This is a genomic window from Pseudolabrys sp. (assembly GCF_050250095.1).
Taxonomy (GTDB): domain Bacteria; phylum Pseudomonadota; class Alphaproteobacteria; order Rhizobiales; family Xanthobacteraceae; genus Pseudolabrys.
The window spans coordinates 56,128-75,007 of the sequence record NZ_JBFWPH010000006.1 but is presented as its reverse complement, the minus strand read 5'-3'; the positions used below and the strand labels follow the sequence as shown (position 1 = coordinate 75,007).

At 67.0% G+C, this 18,880-nt stretch carries 14 protein-coding genes; 5 read left to right on the top strand and 9 right to left on the bottom strand.

Annotation, left to right across the window (positions count from 1 at the left end):
* Positions 1-12 precede the first annotated feature (12 nt).
* Positions 13-477 (top strand): CopD family protein, encoded by a 465-nt coding sequence (locus tag AB7F10_RS16970; RefSeq protein WP_428563325.1) that lies wholly within the window; start codon positions 13-15, stop codon positions 475-477.
* A gap of 115 nt (positions 478-592) precedes the next feature.
* On the opposite strand, the gene AB7F10_RS16965 is transcribed toward AB7F10_RS16970, so the two are convergent.
* The 4 genes from AB7F10_RS16965 to AB7F10_RS16950 all read right to left on the bottom strand — a co-directional run bounded on the left by AB7F10_RS16965 (position 593) and on the right by AB7F10_RS16950 (position 6,895).
* Positions 593-2,092 carry a phosphomannomutase/phosphoglucomutase gene (locus AB7F10_RS16965; protein ID WP_428563327.1) on the bottom strand — a complete coding sequence of 500 codons (1,500 nt, stop codon included), beginning with the start codon at positions 2,090-2,092 and terminating at the stop codon, positions 593-595.
* Positions 2,093-2,202: 110 nt separating this feature from the next.
* A complete protein-coding gene (locus tag AB7F10_RS16960) occupies positions 2,203-2,748 on the bottom strand; it encodes a TIGR02281 family clan AA aspartic protease (protein ID WP_428563329.1) in 546 nt (181 codons plus the stop codon).
* A gap of 126 nt (positions 2,749-2,874) precedes the next feature.
* A complete protein-coding gene (hrpB, locus tag AB7F10_RS16955) occupies positions 2,875-5,406 on the bottom strand; it encodes an ATP-dependent helicase HrpB (RefSeq protein ID WP_428563453.1) in 2,532 nt (843 codons plus the stop codon).
* A gap of 175 nt (positions 5,407-5,581) precedes the next feature.
* On the bottom strand, positions 5,582-6,895 hold the full coding sequence (locus AB7F10_RS16950) for a UDP-glucose dehydrogenase family protein (RefSeq protein WP_428563331.1): 1,314 nt from the start codon (positions 6,893-6,895) through the stop codon (positions 5,582-5,584).
* Between the two features lie 166 nt (positions 6,896-7,061).
* Between AB7F10_RS16950 and AB7F10_RS16945 the strand changes: the two genes are divergently transcribed.
* Both AB7F10_RS16945 and polA read left to right on the top strand, forming a co-directional pair.
* Positions 7,062-8,105, top strand: coding sequence for an acyltransferase family protein (locus AB7F10_RS16945; RefSeq protein ID WP_428563333.1), 1,044 nt, complete (start codon positions 7,062-7,064; stop codon positions 8,103-8,105).
* 57 nt (positions 8,106-8,162) lie between these two features.
* On the top strand, positions 8,163-11,243 hold the full coding sequence (gene polA / locus AB7F10_RS16940; protein ID WP_428563335.1) for a DNA polymerase I: 3,081 nt from the start codon (positions 8,163-8,165) through the stop codon (positions 11,241-11,243).
* Positions 11,244-11,346: 103 nt separating this feature from the next.
* Here polA and AB7F10_RS16935 read toward each other — a convergent pair whose 3' ends face one another.
* The 3 genes from AB7F10_RS16935 to AB7F10_RS16925 all read right to left on the bottom strand — a co-directional run bounded on the left by AB7F10_RS16935 (position 11,347) and on the right by AB7F10_RS16925 (position 14,588).
* Positions 11,347-12,759: a patatin-like phospholipase family protein gene (locus AB7F10_RS16935; RefSeq protein ID WP_428563337.1), complete on the bottom strand. Its 1,413-nt coding sequence runs from the start codon at positions 12,757-12,759 to the stop codon at positions 11,347-11,349.
* A 98-nt stretch (positions 12,760-12,857) separates the two neighbouring features.
* Positions 12,858-14,072, bottom strand: a complete 1,215-nt coding sequence (gene nhaA / locus AB7F10_RS16930) for a Na+/H+ antiporter NhaA (protein WP_428563339.1) — start codon at positions 14,070-14,072, stop codon at positions 12,858-12,860.
* 3 nt (positions 14,073-14,075) lie between these two features.
* Entirely contained in the window at positions 14,076-14,588 is a 513-nt protein-coding gene (locus tag AB7F10_RS16925) for a RidA family protein (protein WP_428563341.1), read from the bottom strand.
* A gap of 145 nt (positions 14,589-14,733) precedes the next feature.
* Here AB7F10_RS16925 and AB7F10_RS16920 point away from each other — a divergent pair, with 145 nt between their 5' ends.
* Both AB7F10_RS16920 and AB7F10_RS16915 read left to right on the top strand, forming a co-directional pair.
* A complete protein-coding gene (locus AB7F10_RS16920) occupies positions 14,734-16,161 on the top strand; it encodes a sodium:proton antiporter (protein WP_428563343.1) in 1,428 nt (475 codons plus the stop codon).
* 114 nt (positions 16,162-16,275) lie between these two features.
* Positions 16,276-17,214, top strand: a complete 939-nt coding sequence (locus AB7F10_RS16915; RefSeq protein ID WP_428563345.1) for a DUF2865 domain-containing protein — start codon at positions 16,276-16,278, stop codon at positions 17,212-17,214.
* A 3-nt stretch (positions 17,215-17,217) separates the two neighbouring features.
* Here the strand turns inward: AB7F10_RS16915 and AB7F10_RS16910 are convergent, their stop codons facing one another.
* Both AB7F10_RS16910 and AB7F10_RS16905 read right to left on the bottom strand, forming a co-directional pair.
* The gene (locus AB7F10_RS16910) at positions 17,218-17,685 is read right to left on the bottom strand and encodes a hypothetical protein (RefSeq protein WP_428563347.1); all 468 of its coding nucleotides are present in this window, start codon (positions 17,683-17,685) and stop codon (positions 17,218-17,220) included.
* 71 nt (positions 17,686-17,756) lie between these two features.
* Positions 17,757-18,848, bottom strand: a complete 1,092-nt coding sequence (locus AB7F10_RS16905; protein ID WP_428563349.1) for an NAD(P)/FAD-dependent oxidoreductase — start codon at positions 18,846-18,848, stop codon at positions 17,757-17,759.
* Between the last annotated feature and the right edge of the window lie 32 nt (positions 18,849-18,880).

Genomic DNA, 18,880 nt, shown 5'->3' with positions numbered 1-18,880 from the left:
CCGGAGGCTCCGATGCATCTGCTTTCGCTCGCGCTTGGCCTGCACATCCTGAGTGCCGTCGTTTGGGTCGGCGGCATGTTCGCCGCCTATCTCTGCCTCCGCCCGGCGGCAGGCGCGCTCGAGCCGCCGCAGCGGCTCGCGCTGTGGCGCGGCTTCTTTCAGCGCTTCTTCCCCTGGGTCTGGGTCGCGGTCGTCCTGCTGCTCGTCAGCGGCTACTGGATGCTGGTCTCGACCTTCGGCGGCTTCGCAAAGGCGCCGCTCTACATCAACCTGATGCAGACCATCGGCCTCGTCATGGTGGCGCTTTATGCGTGGCTGTTCCACGGGCCGTGGCTGAAGTTCAAGCGCGCGGTCGACGCGCAGCAATGGCCGGACGCCGGCGCGCAGTTGAACCGCATCCGCCAGATCATCGCGATCAATCTGCCGCTCGGCCTGATCGTGGTCGCGATCGGCGGCACGGGACGGTTCTGGGGCTGACTTTCCCCTCCGTCATTCCGGACGTCGCGCAGCGACGATCCGGAATCCAGAGACATGGAATGTGATTGCTGGATTCCGGGTTCGCGCCCTCGGCGCGCGCCGGAATGACTGGAAATCAAATCGTCTGGTTGTACTTGCCGACTTCCGGGTGCGTGCGCAGCACGGTGTCGATCGCCTTGAACATGTCGCGCATGCGCTGTTCGGAGACCGGGCTTTCGACCACGACGACGAGTTCCGGCTTGTTCGATGACGCCCGCACCAGCCCCCAGGTGCCGTCCTCGACGGTGACGCGCACGCCGTTGACGGTGACGACATCGCGCACCGTCTGACCGGCGACCGGCTTGCCGTCGGCATGCGCCTTCTGGAAGTGCTCGGTGACGGCTTCGACGACGCCGTATTTCTTCTCGTCGTCGCAATGCGGCGACATGGTCGGCGAGCCCCACGTCTTGGGCAGCGCCTTGCGCAGGTCGGCCACCGTCTTGTCCGGGTTGCGGTCGAGCATGTCGCACACCGCGAGGGCGAAGATCATGCCGTCGTCATAGCCGCGGCCATAGGGCTTGTTGAAGAAGAAGTGGCCGGACTTCTCGAAGCCGGCCAGTGCGCCGAGTTCGTTGACGCGGCGCTTGATGTAGGAATGGCCGGTCTTCCAGTAGTCGGCCTTGACGCCGTTCGCCTTCAGCACCGGATCGGTGTTGAACAGGCCGGTCGATTTCACGTCGACGACGAAGGTCGCGTTCTTGTGGATCGACGACATGTCGCGCGCCAGCATGACGCCGACCTTGTCGGCAAAAATCTCCTCGCCCTCGTTGTCGACAACGCCGCAGCGGTCGCCGTCGCCGTCGAAGCCGAGCGCGACGTCGGCGCGGTTGACCAGCACCGCGTCGCGCATCGCGTGCAGCATCTCCATGTCTTCGGTGTTCGGATTGTACCGCGGGAAGGTGTGATCGAGATTGCAGTCGAGCGGCACCACCTCGCAGCCGATCGCCTCCAGCACCTTCGGCGCGAAGGCGCCGGCGGTGCCGTTGCCGCAGGCGGCGACGACCTTCAGCTTGCGTTTCAGCTTCGGCCGGTTGGTGACGTCGGCGATGTACTGCGCCGGGAAATTCTCGACGAAGTGATAGCTGCCGCCGGCCTTCGCCGCGAACTTCGCCTCCAGCACGATCTCCTTCAGCCGCGTCATCTCTTTCGGGCCGAAGGTGAGCGGACGGTTGGCGCCCATCTTCACGCCGGTCCAGCCGTTGTCGTTGTGCGAAGCCGTCACCATCGCAACGCAGGGCACGTCGAGCGCGAACTGCGCAAAATACGCCATCGGCGTAATCGCCAAGCCGATGTCGTGAACCTTGCAGCCGGCCGCCATCAGGCCGGAGATCAGCGCCATCTTCACCGAGGCGGAATAGGCGCGGAAATCGTGGCCGGTGACGATCTCGGGCTTCACGCCCATCTCGTGGATCAGCGTGCCGAGGCCGAGGCCCAGCGCCTGCACGCCCATCAGGTTGATTTCTTTTTCCAGCAGCCAGCGCGCGTCGTATTCGCGGAAGCCGGTCGGCTTCACCAGCGGCGAGGATTCATACTCATAGGTATTGGGCGTGAGCGCGGGCCTGGGCGCAGGAAACATCGAAACCTCTGGTCGGCAATAAGACGATATCCAATAGCGCACCCCGGCGGGCGCGCAAGAACGTCGTGCGGGCGATCTTCCTGCGGGCGGAAAACGACGGAATTGTGGGCTTACTGCTCGAGCACCATGCGGCCGTTGGCGTATTCGTAGCGCTTGAGCCGCGACAGGAACGACACGCCAAGCAGATTGGTGCTCAGGGCCTCGTCGGGCAGCACCATGGCGCTGACGTCATAGACGGTGATGCCGCCGATCTCGACCCGGCGAAGCTTGGTGCGCGCCGCCTTGACCTCGCCATTGGCGGTCGAGACGCGCGCGGTGTAGTCGCGGTGCGAGGGCCGCACGCCGACGCGGAAGGCGTCGCTCTCGCGCAACACGACGACCGAGGCGCCGGTGTCGACCACGAAGTCGATGCGGCGGCCGTCGACCTCCGCCTCGGCGCGGAAGTGACCGCTGCGGTCGCCGTCGAGCGTCACCCGGCGCGAGTAGCTCGCCGCGCTCGGCTCGATCGGGGCCGGCGGCGGCTCGACATATTTCGCCTGCGCGTTGAGACCGGCGCGCGGCTGGTCCGGCCGCGCCATGAATTCGTCGGCGGTGTAGCGCGCCAGCACGCCGCCGCCGAGAAACACGATTGCCGCAAAGAGAAGAAGAGAACGCATCGTCCCAGCCTGCCCCGTTATCGGCGGCACATCACCACGGCGGCTGCCAAGGCCGGCTTAACGGCGCGCCGCCACCCGGCGGCATGGTGAGCGGGGGGTTAAGCGAATGCCTCGAATTGACGGACACTACTCCCCCCGCGGCTTGGCGCGGCGGGTGGCGGGCGCTTTCAAAGGATCGTCCGGCCAGGGATGCCGCGGATAGCGGCCCTTCATCTCGGTCTTCACGTCGGCATAGCTGCCGCGCCAGAAGCCCGGCAGGTCGCGCGTCACCTGCACCGGCCGGTGCGCGGGGGACAGGAGTTCGATCACCAGCGGCACCCGCCCCTTGGCGATGCTCGGATGCACGCCGAGCCCGAACAATTCCTGCACGCGGATCGCGAGTTTCGGCCCCTCCTCCGCCTCGTAGTCGATCGGCACATGGGAGCCAGACGGTGCGGCGAAATGCGTCGGCGCTTCGGCGTCGAGCCGCCTGCGCAGTTCCCACGGCAGAGCCGCGTCGAGCGCATTGCCGAGATCGTCGGCGCCGATCTGCGACAGCGCGGTCTTGCCGGTGAGGAAGGGACCAAGCCATTCGGCGGCACTTGTCGCCAGCGCCGCATCGGAAAGGTCAGGCCACTCGTCACCTTCAGATTTGCGCAGGAAGTTGACGCGATTGCGGAACTGCAACTGCGCCTTGCTCCACGGCAGCCGCGCGATGCCGAGCGCGGCGATGCCTTCGGCGAGTTTGCGCGCCGTTTCCTCGTCCGGCTTCACGGACAAAACCTGCTCATTGAGCATGAGCGCGCCGAGCTTGCGCCCGCGCCGCGCGCGCAACGAAGCGGAGGCAGCGTCGAACGTCACCTCCTCGCGCTGCGCGATATGCGCGGCGAACAGCGTCTCAATCTCCTCGCTGGAAATCGGCGCGGCGAGCACGATGCGGCTGTTGGCCGCCACGCCGGTCATCTCGGCCACCGCGAGAAACGGCTCGCGGGCGAGCGACGACGCCGGATCGAGATTGCCGCCACGACCATTGGCGAGCACGAACTGGCCTTCGCCGCCGCGCCGTTTCGCGACGCGGTCGGGATAGGCGAGCGCGAGGAGAGCGCCGGGGCACAATTCCTCTCCGTCACTCTGGGACGCGCTGGAAGCGTGGACCCGGAGTCCAGTTCTGGATTCCGGGTTCGCCGCTTCGCGGCGCCCCGGAATGACGAGTTCATTCCACCGCTTCGCCATCGCGCGCGCATCCTCGGCGCGGCGCGAGCGGTCGCGTCGCAGATTGTCGAGCCGGTGGCGCAAATCCGGATCGTCGCCGCCCAGCCCGCGCTCGGTCAGGATTGCCGCGATGTTGGCCGCAAGCTCGCCCGCCCCGCGCATACCGGCATCGACCACCATGCGCGCGAGCCGCGGCGGCAATGGCAGCGCGCGCAGCTTGCGGCCCTCGTCGGTGATGCGGCCGTCCGCATCGATGGCGTCGAGTTCGACCAGCAGCGCCCTGGCCTCGCTCAGCGCAGCCCGCGGCGGGGAATCGAGAAAGGCGAGCTTGGCAGGATCGGCCGCACCCCATTGCGCGAGGTCGAGCACGAACGAGGTGAGATCGGCGGACAGGATTTCCGGCCGTGTATAAGGCTCGAGCGAGCCGGTCTGCGGCTCGTCCCATAGTCGGTAACAGACACCCGGCTCGGTGCGCCCGGCGCGGCCGCGCCGCTGATCGGCCGCCGCGCGCGACACCCGCACGGTTTCAAGCCGCGTCAGCCCCACGTCGGGCTCGTAGCGCGGCACGCGGGCAAGGCCTGAGTCCACGACAATGCGCACGCCCTCGATGGTGAGCGAGGTTTCCGCGATGCTGGTTGCGAGCACTACCTTGCGCCGGCCTTTTGGCGCGGGCGCGATGGCGCGATCCTGCACCTGTGCGTCGAGTGCGCCATAGAGCGCGACGACATCGACCGAAGGATCGCGCAGGTTGTCCTTCAACAGAGTTTCGGTGCGGCGGATTTCCCCGGCACCCGGCAGAAACACCAGCGCGGAGCCGGTTTCCGCGCGCAGCGCGCGGGCGACCGCGTCCGCCACCTGGTTCTCGATCCGCGCGCGCTGGTCGCGGCCGAGATAGCGCGTCTCCACGGCAAAGGCGCGACCTTCGCTTTCGACCACCGGCGCGTCGCCGAGGAGCGCCGCCACCCGCGCGCCGTCGAGCGTCGCCGACATCACGAGGATACGCAGGTCGTCGCGCAGGCCCTGCTGCGCGTCGCGCGCCAGCGCGAGGCCCATGTCGGCGTCGAGCGAGCGTTCATGGAATTCGTCGAACAGCACCGCGGCGACGGCCGCAAGCGAGGGATCGTCGATGATGAGCCGCGAGAAAATGCCTTCGGTGACCACCTCGATGCGCGCGCGCTTCGACACTTTCGAGCCGAACCGCACCCTCAAGCCCACGGTGTCGCCGACCTGCTCGCCCAACGTTTGCGCCATGCGCGCGGCGGCCGCGCGCGCCGCGATGCGGCGCGGCTCCAGCACGAGAATCTTGCCGTTCTTCACCCACGGCTCGTCGAGAAGCGCGAGCGGCACCCGCGTGGTCTTGCCGGCGCCCGGCGGCGCGACCAGCACGGCGGCGTTGTTCGCCGCCAGCGCCCGCGTCAGGCCCGGCAGCGCGTCGTCGATGGGGAGTGGGGTATCGAAACTGCGCATCAGCACTCAGTCTATCGTCAGACCCGCTCATTCCCGCGAAAGCGGGAATCCAGCGAATTGATTTGGACCCCCGCTTTCGCGGCGGTGAGCGGAGATTTGTATCAGGAATATTGCGGGCAGCTCGTCCCCCGCCTTCGCGGGGGACAACAGCTTCTGTGCGGCGCTACAAAGGGAGTCATCGCTTCGGCCGCCCGACGCTCTCGTAAGTGAATCCCTGCGCGGCGACGTCGCCGGCGCGGTAGACGTTGCGCAGGTCAACCAGCACCGGCCTTGCCATCACCTGCTTCAGCCGCGCGAAGTCGAGCGCGCGAAACTGCTCCCATTCGGTGACGATCACGAGCGCGGACGCGCCGGACGCGCAATCGTAAGCGTCCTTGCAATAGGTCACGTCGCCGCCGAGCAAGGGCCTCGCCTGCTCCATGCCGGCGGGATCGTAGGCACGCACGGCCGCGCCCATGTCGCGCAGCGCGGCGATCAGCGGCAGCGACGGCGCCTCGCGCATGTCGTCGGTGTTCGGCTTGAAGGTCAGTCCCAGCACGGCGACGGTCCTGCCGCGCAGGTCGCCACCGAGCGCGGCCGAGACTTTCTTCGCCATGCCGCGCTTGCGCGCATCGTTGACCGCCGCGACCGTCTCGACGATGCGCAGCGGCGCGTCGTGGTCCTGCCCGGTCTTGATCAGTGCCACGGTGTCCTTGGGGAAACACGAACCGCCATAGCCCGGCCCCGCATGCAGGAACTTCGACCCGATGCGGTTGTCGAGGCCGATGCCGCGCGCGATCTCCTGCACGTCGGCGCCGACCTTTTCGGCGAGATCCGCGATCTCGTTGATGAAGGTGATCTTGGTGGCGAGAAAGGCATTGGCCGCGTATTTGATGAGTTCCGCGGTGCGCCGCCCGGTGAACATCAACGGCCCGCGATTGATATGCAGCGGACGATACAGCGCCTCCATCACCGCTTTCGCCCGCGCGTCGTCGGTGCCGACCACGATGCGGTCGGGATGCTTGAAGTCCTGGATCGCCGCACCTTCGCGCAGGAATTCCGGGTTCGACACCACCGCGAATTCCGCATCGCTGCGCGTCTCACGCATCACGCGCTCGACCTCGTCGCCGGTGCCGACCGGCACGGTCGACTTGGTCACGACGACGGTGAAGCCTTTCAGCGCCGCGGCGATCTCGCGCGCCGCGTCGAATACATAAGTGAGGTCGGCATGGCCGTCGCCGCGCCGCGACGGCGTGCCGACCGCGATGAACACTGCCTCGGCTTTACCGACCGCACCGGCGAGATCGCGGGTGAAGGTCAGCCGGCCGGCTTTCGCGTTTGTCGCGACCAGCGCGTCGAGCCCCGGCTCGTAAATCGGAATTTGTCCGGCGTTCAGCGCGCCGATCTTGGCGGCGTCGCGGTCGACGCACACGACGTCGTGGCCGAAGTCGGCAAAGCAGGCCCCGGAGACGAGGCCGACATAACCGGTGCCGATCATGGCGACGCGCATGGTTTCCGCCGCGGTAGGGTTAACGGGACGCCAAGCATCAGAGACGCCGCGCTTTCTAGCAGAGCAGGCGCGGGCTTGCGAGCCGGATACCGCCGCCTTTCTGCGGTGGCGTAAACGCCAAAGCAACGTCTTTACGCCATACCAGACGGCAAAAGGGACGGCGCTTATGGGCACGCATCAGAGCATCACGTCGCGCGACGGGCGCGTCGACTGGGTCGACTACGCCAAGGGCTTCTGCATCGTCATGGTGGTGATGATGCACTCGACGCTCGGCGTCGAGGCCGCAGCAGGCGCGACCGGCTGGATGCACCACGTCGTCGAATTCGCCCGGCCGTTCCGCATGCCGGACTTCTTCATGATCTCCGGCCTGTTCCTCGCGCTCGTCATCGACCGCGACTGGCGCACTTATCTCGACCGCAAGGTCGTCCACTTCGCATACTTCTATATCCTCTGGATGACGATCCAGTTCGCCTTCAAGGCGCCCGGCATGGCGGCCGAACTCGGCGCGGCCGGCGTCCTGAAAATGTATGCGCTGTCGTTCATCGAGCCGTTCGGCACGCTGTGGTTCATCTATCTGCTGCCGATCTTCTTCGTGTTCATCAAGCTGACGAAGCGCATCCCGGTCTGGGTGATGTGGCCGATCGCGGCGGCGATGGAAATTTCGCACCTCAATGTCGGCTGGATGGTGATCGACGAGTTCTTCTCGCGCTTCATCTACATCTACACCGGCTATGTGCTGGCGCCGCATATCTTCAAGGTCGCTAACGAGGTCCAGCGCAAGCCCTGGAAAGGCGCGCTGCTGCTCGCGCTGTGGGCGCCGGTCAACGGCTATATGGTCTGGGCCGGCTGGTCGACGCTGCCCTTCATCTCGCTCGCGCTCGGCCTGATCGGCGCGGCGGCGGTGATCCGCGTCTCGGCGCTGTTCTCGGTCGGCCGCGTGTTCGACGCGCTGCGCTACTGCGGCGAGCATTCGATCGTGATCTACCTCGCCTTCTTCCTGCCGATGGCCGCGAGCCGCGCGGTGCTGTTGAAGACCGGCATTATCACCGACCTCGGCGCGATCGCGCTGATCGTCACCGCCTGCGGCGTGATCGGCGCGCTCGTCCTCTATTGGCTCGCCCGCAACACCCCGGCCCGCTTCCTGTTCGAACGGCCCGCAATGTTCTGGCTGACTGAAAAGCGCCGCCCCGCCCTGCAGCCGGCGGAATGATTCACACCCCGGCCGGGACGGATTGCTAAAGCGGCGCGGACGGCCCACATTCGGGCCATGCCTGCAAAGTCGAAGCCCGCGAAACCGGCGGCGAAAGCCGCGTCAAAATCCACGGCCAACCCGGCCGCAAAGGCGGCCGCGACAAAGCCCGCCGCGAAACCGGCGCCGAAATCCGCCGCCGCGTCCGGCCTGAGGAAAGGCGACCACGTCTTTCTGGTCGACGGCTCCGGCTACATCTTCCGCGCCTATCATGCGCTGCCGCCGCTCACCCGCAAGTCCGACGGGCTGCAGGTCAACGCCGTGCTCGGCTTCTGCAACATGCTGTGGAAGCTGCTGAAAGAAATGAAGCCGGAAAACCGCCCGACCCATCTCGCGGTGATCTTCGACAAATCGGAAAAAACCTTCCGCACCGAATTCTATCCCGACTACAAGGCGCACCGCCCCGAACTGCCGGAAGACCTGCGGCCGCAGTTTCCACTGATCCGCGACGCGGTGCGCGCCTTCGAAATCCCCTGTCTCGAGCAGCAGGGCTTCGAGGCCGACGACCTGATCGCGACCTATGCCCGCCTCGCCTGCGAGGCCGGCGCGACCACCACCATCGTGTCGTCCGACAAGGACCTGATGCAACTCGTCGGCAACGGCGTCACGATGTACGACACCATGAAGGACAAGGTGATCGGCCGCGACGAAGTGATCGAGAAATTCGGCGTGCCGCCGGACAAGGTCATCGAGGTGCAGGCGCTGATCGGCGATTCCTCCGACAACGTGCCGGGCGTGCCCGGCATCGGCGTGAAAACCGCAGCGCAGCTGATCGGCGACTACGGCGACCTCGAAACGCTGCTGGCGCGCGCAAGCGAGATCAAGCAGGACAAGCGCCGGCAGACGCTGATCGACAATGCGGAGCTGGCGCGGCTGTCCAAGCGCCTCGTCACGCTCGACCAGCATGTGCCGCTCGAGGTGCCGGTCGACGATCTCGCCGTGCATGAGCCGGACTACAAGCATCTGATCGCCTTCCTCAAGGCGATGGAGTTCAACACCATCACCCGCCGCGTCGCGGAAGAGGCCGAGATCGACGCCTCACAGATCGAGCCCGACACGCGGCTGATCGCCGGCACGCCGAAGCTCGGCAGCGCTCCGGCGGAAGCGCCGGCGCGCGATGACGGCGCAAAAGCCGCCGGAAAACCGGCGGTGAAATCCGGCAAGAGCGGCAACGGCGCGGCCTCGCCCGCCGCGCTCGCCACCGCGCGCGCCGAAACCGTGCGCGCCATCGCCTTCGACCGCGGCAAATACGAAACCGTGTCGACGCCGGAACGGCTGGCACACTGGATCGCCCGCGCACGCGAGGAAGGCGTCGTCGCCGTCGACACCGAAACGACCAGCCTCGACCCGATGCAGGCGGAGCTGTGCGGCTTTTCGCTCGCGGTGACGCCAAATGAGGCCTGTTACGTGCCGGTCGGTCATCGCGAAGGCGGCGCGGCGGCCGGCGGCGACCTGTTCGCGCCGCAGGCGAAGCTCTGCGAAGGGCAAATCCCCGAGGCCGAGGCGCTGAAGGCGCTCAAGGGCCTGCTGGAAGACCCCGGCGTGCTGAAGATCGCGCAGAACCTGAAATACGACTGGCTGATCTTCGCCCAGCGCGGCATCGACACCGCGCCGTCCGACGACACCATGCTGATGTCCTACGTGCTCGACGCCGGCAAGGGCGGCCACGGCATGGACGATCTCGCGCGCAAGTGGCTCGGCCACGACACCGTGAAATATGACGACGTCACTGGCACCGGCAAGACGCGCATCACCTTCGACTGCGTCCACATCGAGAAGGCGACCGAGTACGCGGCGGAAGACGCCGACGTCACGCTCCGGCTGTGGCTCGCGCTGAAACCGCGGCTGCCGGCCGAGCATGTCACCACGGTCTACGAGACGCTCGAGCGCAACATGCCGGTGGTGCTGGCGCGCATGGAGCAGCGCGGCATCTCGATCGACAGACAGGTTTTGTCGCGGCTGTCCGGCGAGTTCGCGCAGAAACAGGGCGCGCTGGAAGACGAAATCCAGAAGCTCGCCGGCGAGCCGCTCAATCCGGGATCGCCCAAGCAACTCGGCGAAATCCTGTTCGGCAAGATGCAGCTGCCGGGCGGCACCAAGACCAAGACCGGGCAATGGGCGACCGGCGCCCGCGCGCTTGAAGACCTCGCCGAGCAGGGCCACGAGTTGCCGAAGAAGATCCTCGACTGGCGGCAGGTCTCGAAGCTGCGCTCGACCTATACCGAGGCGCTGCCGACCTACGTGAACCCGGCGACGCATCGCGTCCATACGAGCTACGCGCTCGCCGCGACGACGACCGGCCGCCTTTCCTCCTCCGAGCCGAACCTGCAGAACATCCCGGTGCGCACCGAGGACGGCCGCAAGATCCGCCGCGCCTTCGTGCCGGCGGAGGGCATGAAGCTGGTTTCGGCCGACTACTCGCAGATCGAGCTGCGGCTGCTCGCCGAGGTCGCCGACGTGCCGACGCTGCGCCAGGCGTTCAAGGACGGCGTCGACATTCACGCCATGACGGCGTCGGAAATGTTCGGCGAGCCGATCAAGGGCATGAAGCCGGAGACGCGCCGCCGCGCCAAGGCGATCAACTTCGGCATCATCTACGGCATTTCGGCCTTCGGGCTTGCCGCGCAGCTCGGCATCGGCCGCGAGGAGGCCGGCAGCTACATCAAGAAATATTTCGAGCGCTTCCCCGGCATCCGCGATTACATGGACGAGACCCGCGAGTTCTGCCGTAACAATGGCTATGTGCTCACGATCTTCGGCCGCAAGTGTCACTACCCGGAGATCAAGTCGCCGAACCCGTCGCTGCGCGCCTTCAACGAGCGCGCGGCGATCAACGCGCGGCTGCAGGGCTCGGCCGCCGACATCATCCGCCGCGCCATGATGCGCATCGAGCCGGAACTGGCGAAGGCGAAGCTCGGCGCGCAGATGCTGCTGCAGGTCCACGACGAACTGATCTTCGAAGTGCCGGACAAGGAAGTGACGAAAACCCTGCCGATCATCCAGAAGGTGATGGTCGAGGCGCCGATGCCAGCCGTCGCGCTCAAGGTGCCGCTGCAGGTGGATGCCCGCGCCGCGTCCAACTGGGACGAGGCGCACTAGTTTCTGTCATGCCCGGCCCTGTGCCGGGCATCCACGCCTTTCTTCTTCGACAATACTTAAGACGTGGATGGCCGGGACAAGCCCGGCCATGACGGGATGTGAATCACATCTCCTTCAAAAACCGCCGGAACGTCGGGTTGTCCACCACAGCATCGCGGCCGGCGTCGATCAGCGCGTCGACCGACTCCGCCGGCAGGTTGAAGGTGGTCGGCACCGCGTTGAGCTTTTTCGCCCGCGCCGGATCGAGCTGCGAGAACCCGACCTGCCCGATCTCGACCTTGAGATCGCGGCAGTTCCACGGACCGGCGCGACCGCGCAGCTTGGCGACCTCGGCGGGCTTGAGCGAGCAGCGCCAGCGCACCATGCCGTCGCGCCAGTTCTTCATCGTCGCCTCGAAGGCGGCGTAGCTTGCATGCGCGTTGGCGTCGACCAGCACGTCGACCACCGCGCCGACCAGTTCCTTGCCGGCCGGGCCTTCGAGCGTGGTCGACCAGTTGCCTTCCGGCCCGCGGCCGGCATCGACGACGAGGAACAGCATCCGCCGCAGCTTGACGGCGTCCTCCGGCCGCAGCGGCCCGTAAGGCGTGCCGGAGCCGGCGCGCATGATCGTGATCGCGCTCAGTCCGTAATTGTCGATCAGGCCGCCGTCGAACAGCTTGACGTATTTCACCTTGCCGCTGCGGATATCGACGAGCCCCTTGGTATAGGCATGCAGTTGCGGCGAGGTGGTCGGGTCGGCCGCCGCGCGCGTCACCCATTCCGGCAGCGGTGTCGGGCAGCGCTCCGGGTAGGATTCGATGACGATCGGCGCGAAGGCCGCCGGCACCGCTGACGAGGCCGCGACCGCCGCCGCAAGCGGATAGCTCAGGATGTCGCTGCACGCCGCCGCGAAGGACAGCGGCACGAAGGGAAACGGCGAGCGGCTGTAGATGTCGGTGGCGTTGATGAGAACGATCGGCCGCCGCCTTGCGAACATCTGGCCGAGCGTCGCGTCGTGGAACAGGTTCTCGTTCAGCCAGTCGCGCATCCGGTTGTCGGTGTTGACGCCGCCGCCCATCGCCCGGCTCAGCGTGCCGAGATTGACGCTGGTTTCGAGCGCCGCCATCACGTTCTTGGTCAGGAACTTCTGCCGGAAGTCGGTGAGCGCATCGCGGCCGCGCAGGCCGAAATAGGCCGCCGTCACCGAGCCGCCGGACACGCCCGACACCAGCGCGACATGGTCGAGCACGCTTTCCTGCTTGTTGCCCGCGCGCAGCGGCGTCCTGGCGAGGCCGTCGAGCACGCCGAAGGCGAACGAGGCCGCGCGGGTGCCGCCGCCGGAGAAGGCGAGCCCGATCACCGTGCCGCCGGCGCCGCCCTCCTTCTCGAAATCCGCGCCCGCCGCCGCGGCGGCCGCGCCGGCGCTCTGCACGATCGGCGACGCGGACGGCTGGTTGAGCGGAAGATTATGAACCGAAGCGCAGGCGGCGATGCCCAGTGCCACGGCCCCCAGCAGCAATGCGGTCGCTTGTTTCATTCAGCCCCCGAATACGCAGACACGGCTGCGCGCGCGGATTGCCACGCGCACGTCCAAGCGGAGCCACGGCTCACTTTAGTTGAAAGCACCCGCCGCCGTCATCTGCCGCGTTGCAGGATCAGCGCCCCGAGCAGGCCCGCGACGATCGAACCGGCAAGAACGCCGAGCTTGACCTGCGTTTCGTAGGCCGGATCGAGCCCCTCGAAAGCAAGCGAGCCGATGAACAGGCTCATGGTGAAGCCGATGCCGCAGAGAACGCAGACGCCGAACAGCTGCCGCGTGCTCGCCCCCGCCGGCATCTGGGCATGGCCGGTTCGGATCAGCAGCCACACCGAGCCGAACACGCCCGCCGCCTTGCCGGCGACGAGGCCGGCGGCGATGCCGAGCGGCACCGGCGCAAGCAGGCTCGACGGCGTCAGGCCGGCGAGCGACACGCCGGCATTGGCGAAGGCGAACATCGGCAGAATGGCGAAGGCCACCCAGGGATGCAGCCCGTGCTCCAGCGCATGGGCGAGAGGGCTGCCGTCCGCCTTCTTCATCGGGATCGCCAGTGCGGTAATGACGCCGGCAAGCGTCGCGTGGACGCCGGACTTCAAGACGCAGACCCAGATCACGAGGCCGACGGCGATGTAGATGTCGGCGCGGCGCACGCCCGCGCGATTGAGCGCAAACAGGCAGCCGGCGCCAGCAAGCCCGACCAGCAGCACCGGCAAGGCTAGATCCGCCGTGTAGAAGACGGCGATGACGACGATGGCGCCGAGGTCGTCGATGATCGCGACGGCGGTGAGAAACACCTTGAGCGAGGCCGGCACCCGCGAGCCGAGCAGCATCACGATGCCGAGCGCGAAGGCGATGTCGGTCGCCGCCGGGATCGCCCAGCCGCGCAGCGCGGTGGCGTCGCCGAGATTGATCAGCGCATAGATCGCCGCCGGCGCCGCCATGCCGCCGAGCGCCGCGACCGCCGGCAGCATCGCCTGGCGGCGCGAGGCAAGCTCGCCCTCGACGAACTCGCGCTTGACCTCGAGGCCGACGAGAAAGAAGAACACCGCCATCCACAGGTCGTTGACCCACAGCAGCAGCGGCTTGCGCAGCACCAGCACGCCGCCGATGTCGACCGTGCCGGGGATGCGGCGGAACTCGTCATAAAACTGGTGCAGCGGCGAATTGCTGACGATCAGCGCCGCCAGCGCGGCGATGCCGAGCACCACGCCGCCGGTCGCCTCGTGCGCGAAGAAATCCGCAAAGGCCGACAGCCCCCGCTTGCGGGGCTGCGGCCGCGGTTTCGGTTGTCGTGAAGGAGGCCGGCCCGCCATTCCTCAGCGTTTCTTTTTTCCGGATTTCTTGGCGGCCTTTTTGCCGGACTTTGCCTTGGCGGATTTGGCCTTGCTGCTGCGGCGCGACGCCGAGGAAGACGCGGCCGCGGCGGCGCGCGCCGGCACGACGGCGATGGCCTCGATTTCGAACAGCGCGCCGGGCCGCGCCAGCTGCGAGATGCCGACCGTCGTGCTTGCCGGCGGCGACTTCACATTGACATGGCGGTCGCGCACCTCGCGGAACAGCGGCATGTGCGTCATGTCGACGAGATAGTTGTTGATCTTGACGACGTCGTTCATCGTCGCGCCGACCGCTGCCAGCGCGAATTTCAGATTGACGAAAGCCTGTTCGGCCTGCGCGGCGAAATCGCCGGGCGCACCGACCAGCCGGTTCTCGATATCGAGGCCGAGCTGGCCGGCGATGTAGATCGTGCGCGCGGGACCCATCGTGTCGACCACATAGGTGTAGCCCGGCGGCGGAGCCATCGTCTTCGGATTGAGGAACTTGTTCGCCATGACGCCCTCCTGTTGCAGCCGCCGTGGCGGCCGATTGCGCGAAGCCTAGCACGACGGCGACAGCGTGCCGCGTGCGGCCGTTTGGCCTTGACTTCGCCCACCCCTTCCTCAACTTTTGGCCGCGTTACTGGCGCGGGGGACTGAAATGACTGCAACCGGGTTGAAGCTTGCCGCCGGCGCGGCTGCCGCCGCTTTTCTGCTGCCGGCGCCGGCCCACGCCGCCGAAGCCCTGCCCGGCGCCGCCATGTCGATCCTGTGGGGCCTGCCTTTCGCCGGCCTGCTGCTGTCGATCGCGACCGGCCCGCTGTTTTACCCGCATCTGTGGGAGCATCATTACGGCAAGTTCGCCGCCTTCTGGGCGGCCTGCGTCGTGGTGCCGATGTATTTTTCGTTCGGCGCGTGGCCTGCGAGCGACGCGCTCGCGCATACGCTGCTGCTCGAATACATCCCCTTCATCCTGCTGCTGCTCGCGCTGTTCACCACCGCGGGCGGCATCTATCTCGAAGGCAACCTGCACGGCACGCCGGCAACCAACACGGTGCTGCTCGGCATCGGCACCGTGCTCGCAAGCTTCGTCGGCACCACCGGCGCCGCGATGATCCTGATCCGCCCGGTGATCCGCGCCAACGACGACCGCGTCTACAACGTGCACGTCATCGTGTTCTTCATCTTCCTCGTCTGCAATGTCGGCGGCGCGCTGACCCCGCTCGGCGATCCGCCGCTGTTCGTCGGCTTCCTCAAGGGCGTCGACTTCTTCTGGACGCTGCAGAACATCCTGGTCGAAACGGCGGTGGTCGCCGGCATCCTGATGCTGCTGTTCTTTGCGCTCGACACCTGGCTGTTCCGCCGCGAACGGCCGATGACTCATCCCAAGGATCCGACGCCCGATCGGCCGCTGAAGCTGCACGGCACGATCAACTTCGCGCTGATCGGCGTCGTCATCGCCGCGATCCTGATGAGCGCCTACTGGAAGCCCGGTGTGTCGCTGCACATCATGTCGAGCCACATCGAGTTGCAGAACGTGCTGCGCGACCTGATCTTCATCGCAGTGACGTTCGCTTCGCTGGCGTTGACCGCGAAGAGCTTCCGCGAGCACAACAACTTCTCGTGGGGACCGATCCTCGAGGTCGCCAAGCTGTTCGCCGCGATCTTCATCTGCATTGTGCCGGTGATCGCGATCCTGCGCGCCGGGCACGAGGGCGCGCTGGCGCCGCTGGTCGCGCTGGTCAGCCATGCCGACGGCACCAACAACAACGCCGCCTATTTCTGGCTCACCGGCGTCTTGTCCTCGTTCCTCGACAACGCCCCGACCTATCTGGTGTTCTTCGAACTGGCCGGCGGCGATCCGCAGAAGCTGATGACGACCTTTGCCGCCACGCTTGCCGCGATCTCGACCGGCGCGGTCTACATGGGCGCCAACAGCTATATCGGCAACGCGCCGAATTTCATGGTCTATGCCATCGCCCGGCACCGCGGCATCAAGATGCCGTCGTTCTTCGGCTACATGCTGTGGTCCTGCGGCATTCTGTTACCGATCTTCGTGGTGGTGACGCTTCTGTTCTTCCGCGCGTGACCCGCTGAAAGCGCCGTTCTGCGGCGCAGAAGCCGCGTCGTCGTGGTTTGGCCGTCTTTGAACTTTCCCATGACTGGCGCGTTTTGAGAGAGAACCCTCTCTGACGGAGCCGGCATGCCCATGTTTGCGTTATTGGGAACCCGCCGCCTGACAAAGCGGACGCGCACGATCGCGGGCCTCGCGGCGTGCGCTCTTGTCGTTGGGCTCGGAACGCCCGCCCCGGCTCATGCGGAAGGCTTCTTCGAGGCGCTGTTCGGCGGCCTGAAGCGCGCGGTGCGCGGCGCCGGGCAGGTGCCGAAGGCGATCATTGCCCCGATCGAGCCGCTCGGCGACGCGATGCGCGGCCAGCCGCAGATGCAGCAACAGACCGAAGCCGGCCGCAGCGGGCCCGCCTACTGCGTGCGCACCTGCGACGGCTACTACTTTCCGGTGCGCAGCGCCGCAGGCGTAAGCCCGAAGCAGATGTGCGGCTCGCTGTGCCCCGCCTGCGAGACCAAGGTGTTCTACGGCAGCGGCAGCATCGAAACGACGGTCGCCGCCGACGGCACGCGCTACGCCGACATGCCAAAGGCTTATGCCTATCGCCAGACGATTTCCGACGCCTGCACCTGCAACGGCAAGTCGCCGCTCGGCCTTGCGAGGATGGCCGTCGCCAACGACCCGACGCTGCGCAGCGGCGACGTGGTGGTGACCCGGCGCGACGCGATGGTGTTCAACGGCGCGCGCGGCGAGGAGCGCCGCTTCACGCCGGTGAAGGACTATCCCGGCTTCTCGCAGAGAATGCGCAACTCGCTCGAACGGATCGACGTCGCGGCAAGTCATGAGCAAAGCACCGCCCCGACCGGTCGCGTCAATGCAACGGACGACGCGCTGAAGGCCCGCGCCGAGGCGCCTCCCGCCGCGACGGCGACAAAACCCGAGGCGCCGGCAGCGCCGGCCTCATCCTCGCAGAGTTCGCTCGACTTCCATCAGCGCTGGGCGGCCGACAGCACCGAAATCGCCTCGTCGAACGCGCGCTTCAACTTCGTCAACACCTCGCCGCCCACGCGATAGCCGTTACTGCGGCCGCAGCGCGAGGCCGATGCGTTCAAGCTCGGCGGAATAGCAGAACACCGAGAACAGGATGACCACCGCGCCGGTGAAGCGCAGCACCAGCAGCACGGGGTCCGCGATCTCCGTGAGCCCCGGCAGATGCCGGAACACGACGAGCGCGAAGAAGGCCGTGCCGAACACGAAATTGATCCGCGCCGCGAACAGCACGATATGACTGACGAAATGGTTTTGCGCGCCGAGCACCAGCGGCACATGGCGCAGCCGATACCAGTAGGCGCAATGAAACAGCGCAATCGCAGCAAGCAGGATGACCGGCGATTCCGGCAGGTCGAGAAGCTGATGGCCGGAAGACGACATCACCGCGCCGTAGAGCGGCACCGACGCCGTAACGAAGACGATAGCCGCCAGCGTCTCGATGGCGAACAGCGCGAGATAGGCGCGGCGCTTGGTTCGGGCGGCTTCGGAGGTCATGGGGTCGGTCTTGCGGCGGCAGGTTTCGGCGGCGTGACGATAGCAACAAAGCGCGGCGGCACAAACGCCGCTCAGGACAGCCGCGCCAGCACATCCTCGGCGAGCGACAGCGAGGAGGTCAGCCCCGGCGACTCAATGCCGAACATCTGCACCAGCCCCGGCAGCCCGTGGCCGTCCGGCCCGTCGATCAGGAAATCGGCGGCCGGCTCGCCCTTCCCCGTCAGCTTGGGGCGGATGCCGCAATAGTCGGCGGCGAGCGTGCCGTCGCGAAGGCTCGGCCAATAGGTGCGGATGCGCTCGTAGAACGACGCCGACCGCGCGGGGTCGACCGTGTAGTCCTCTTCGTCGATCCACTGGACGTCGGGGCCGAACCGCATGCGCCCGGCAAGATCGAGCGTGACGTGAACGCCGAGGCCGCCGTCAACCGGCGTCGGATAGATCAGCCGCGAGAACACCGGCCGCCCGGTGTAGGAAAAGTAGTTACCCTTGGCGAGCACCAGCCGCGGCACGCGCTCTTTCGGATAGTCCGGCATCGACCGCGCCACGCCTTGCGCGCCAAGCCCGGCGCAATTCACCACCGCGTCGAAGGCGAACACGCCGCCATCGGCGCCGCCGAACGTCACCTGCCACTGTGCGCCTTTCCGCTCGGCACGCGTGACCGGCGTATTGAAGGCGATGGCACCGCCTTTGTCCTCGAGGTCGCCGCGCAGCGCCAGCATATAGGCATGAGCGTCGATGATGCCGGTTTCCGGCGACAGCAGCGCGCCGGTGCAATTCAGTTCGCCTTCGAGCGCCCGCGCCGCCGCGCCGTCGATCAGCGCGAGGCCCTCGACCTCGTTGATCGCGCCTTGCCTGCGGATGGTTTCGATCTTCGCCAGCTCGGCGTCGTTCGTCGCGACGATCAGCTTGCCGCATTTGCGATGCGGAACGCCGTGGCTGGCGCAGAACTCGTAGAGCATCCGCCGGCCGCGCACGCAGTGCAGCGCCCGCAGGCTGCCGGTCGGGTAATACATGCCGGCGTGGATGACTTCGCTGTTGCGCGAGGAAATGCCAGTGCCGATCGCGTTCGCCGCTTCGGCGACGATCGTCTCATGGCCGGCGCGCGCCGCCGCGCGCGCGACACTGAGACCGACAACGCCGGCGCCGATGACGAGAATCTGCATGCGACATTCCGATGCACGGGAGGCACGCGGGC

Excerpts from the sequence above, each read along its gene's own strand:
- AB7F10_RS16935 (WP_428563337.1), bottom strand. The coding sequence starts at position 12,759 with ATGAAACAAGCGACCGCATTGCTGCTGGGGGCCGTGGCACTGGGCATC.
- AB7F10_RS16910 (WP_428563347.1), bottom strand. The coding sequence starts at position 17,685 with ATGACCTCCGAAGCCGCCCGAACCAAGCGCCGCGCCTATCTCGCGCTG.
- hrpB (WP_428563453.1), bottom strand. The coding sequence starts at position 5,406 with ATGCGCAGTTTCGATACCCCACTCCCCATCGACGACGCGCTGCCGGGC.
- AB7F10_RS16920 (WP_428563343.1), top strand. The coding sequence starts at position 14,734 with ATGACTGCAACCGGGTTGAAGCTTGCCGCCGGCGCGGCTGCCGCCGCT.
- AB7F10_RS16960 (WP_428563329.1), bottom strand. The coding sequence starts at position 2,748 with ATGCGTTCTCTTCTTCTCTTTGCGGCAATCGTGTTTCTCGGCGGCGGC.
- AB7F10_RS16915 (WP_428563345.1), top strand. The coding sequence starts at position 16,276 with ATGCCCATGTTTGCGTTATTGGGAACCCGCCGCCTGACAAAGCGGACG.
- polA (WP_428563335.1), top strand. The coding sequence starts at position 8,163 with ATGCCTGCAAAGTCGAAGCCCGCGAAACCGGCGGCGAAAGCCGCGTCA.
- AB7F10_RS16965 (WP_428563327.1), bottom strand. The coding sequence starts at position 2,092 with ATGTTTCCTGCGCCCAGGCCCGCGCTCACGCCCAATACCTATGAGTAT.
- AB7F10_RS16970 (WP_428563325.1), top strand. The coding sequence starts at position 13 with ATGCATCTGCTTTCGCTCGCGCTTGGCCTGCACATCCTGAGTGCCGTC.
- AB7F10_RS16945 (WP_428563333.1), top strand. The coding sequence starts at position 7,062 with ATGGGCACGCATCAGAGCATCACGTCGCGCGACGGGCGCGTCGACTGG.
- AB7F10_RS16905 (WP_428563349.1), bottom strand. The coding sequence starts at position 18,848 with ATGCAGATTCTCGTCATCGGCGCCGGCGTTGTCGGTCTCAGTGTCGCG.
- AB7F10_RS16925 (WP_428563341.1), bottom strand. The coding sequence starts at position 14,588 with ATGGCGAACAAGTTCCTCAATCCGAAGACGATGGCTCCGCCGCCGGGC.
- AB7F10_RS16950 (WP_428563331.1), bottom strand. The coding sequence starts at position 6,895 with ATGCGCGTCGCCATGATCGGCACCGGTTATGTCGGCCTCGTCTCCGGG.
- nhaA (WP_428563339.1), bottom strand. The coding sequence starts at position 14,072 with ATGGCGGGCCGGCCTCCTTCACGACAACCGAAACCGCGGCCGCAGCCC.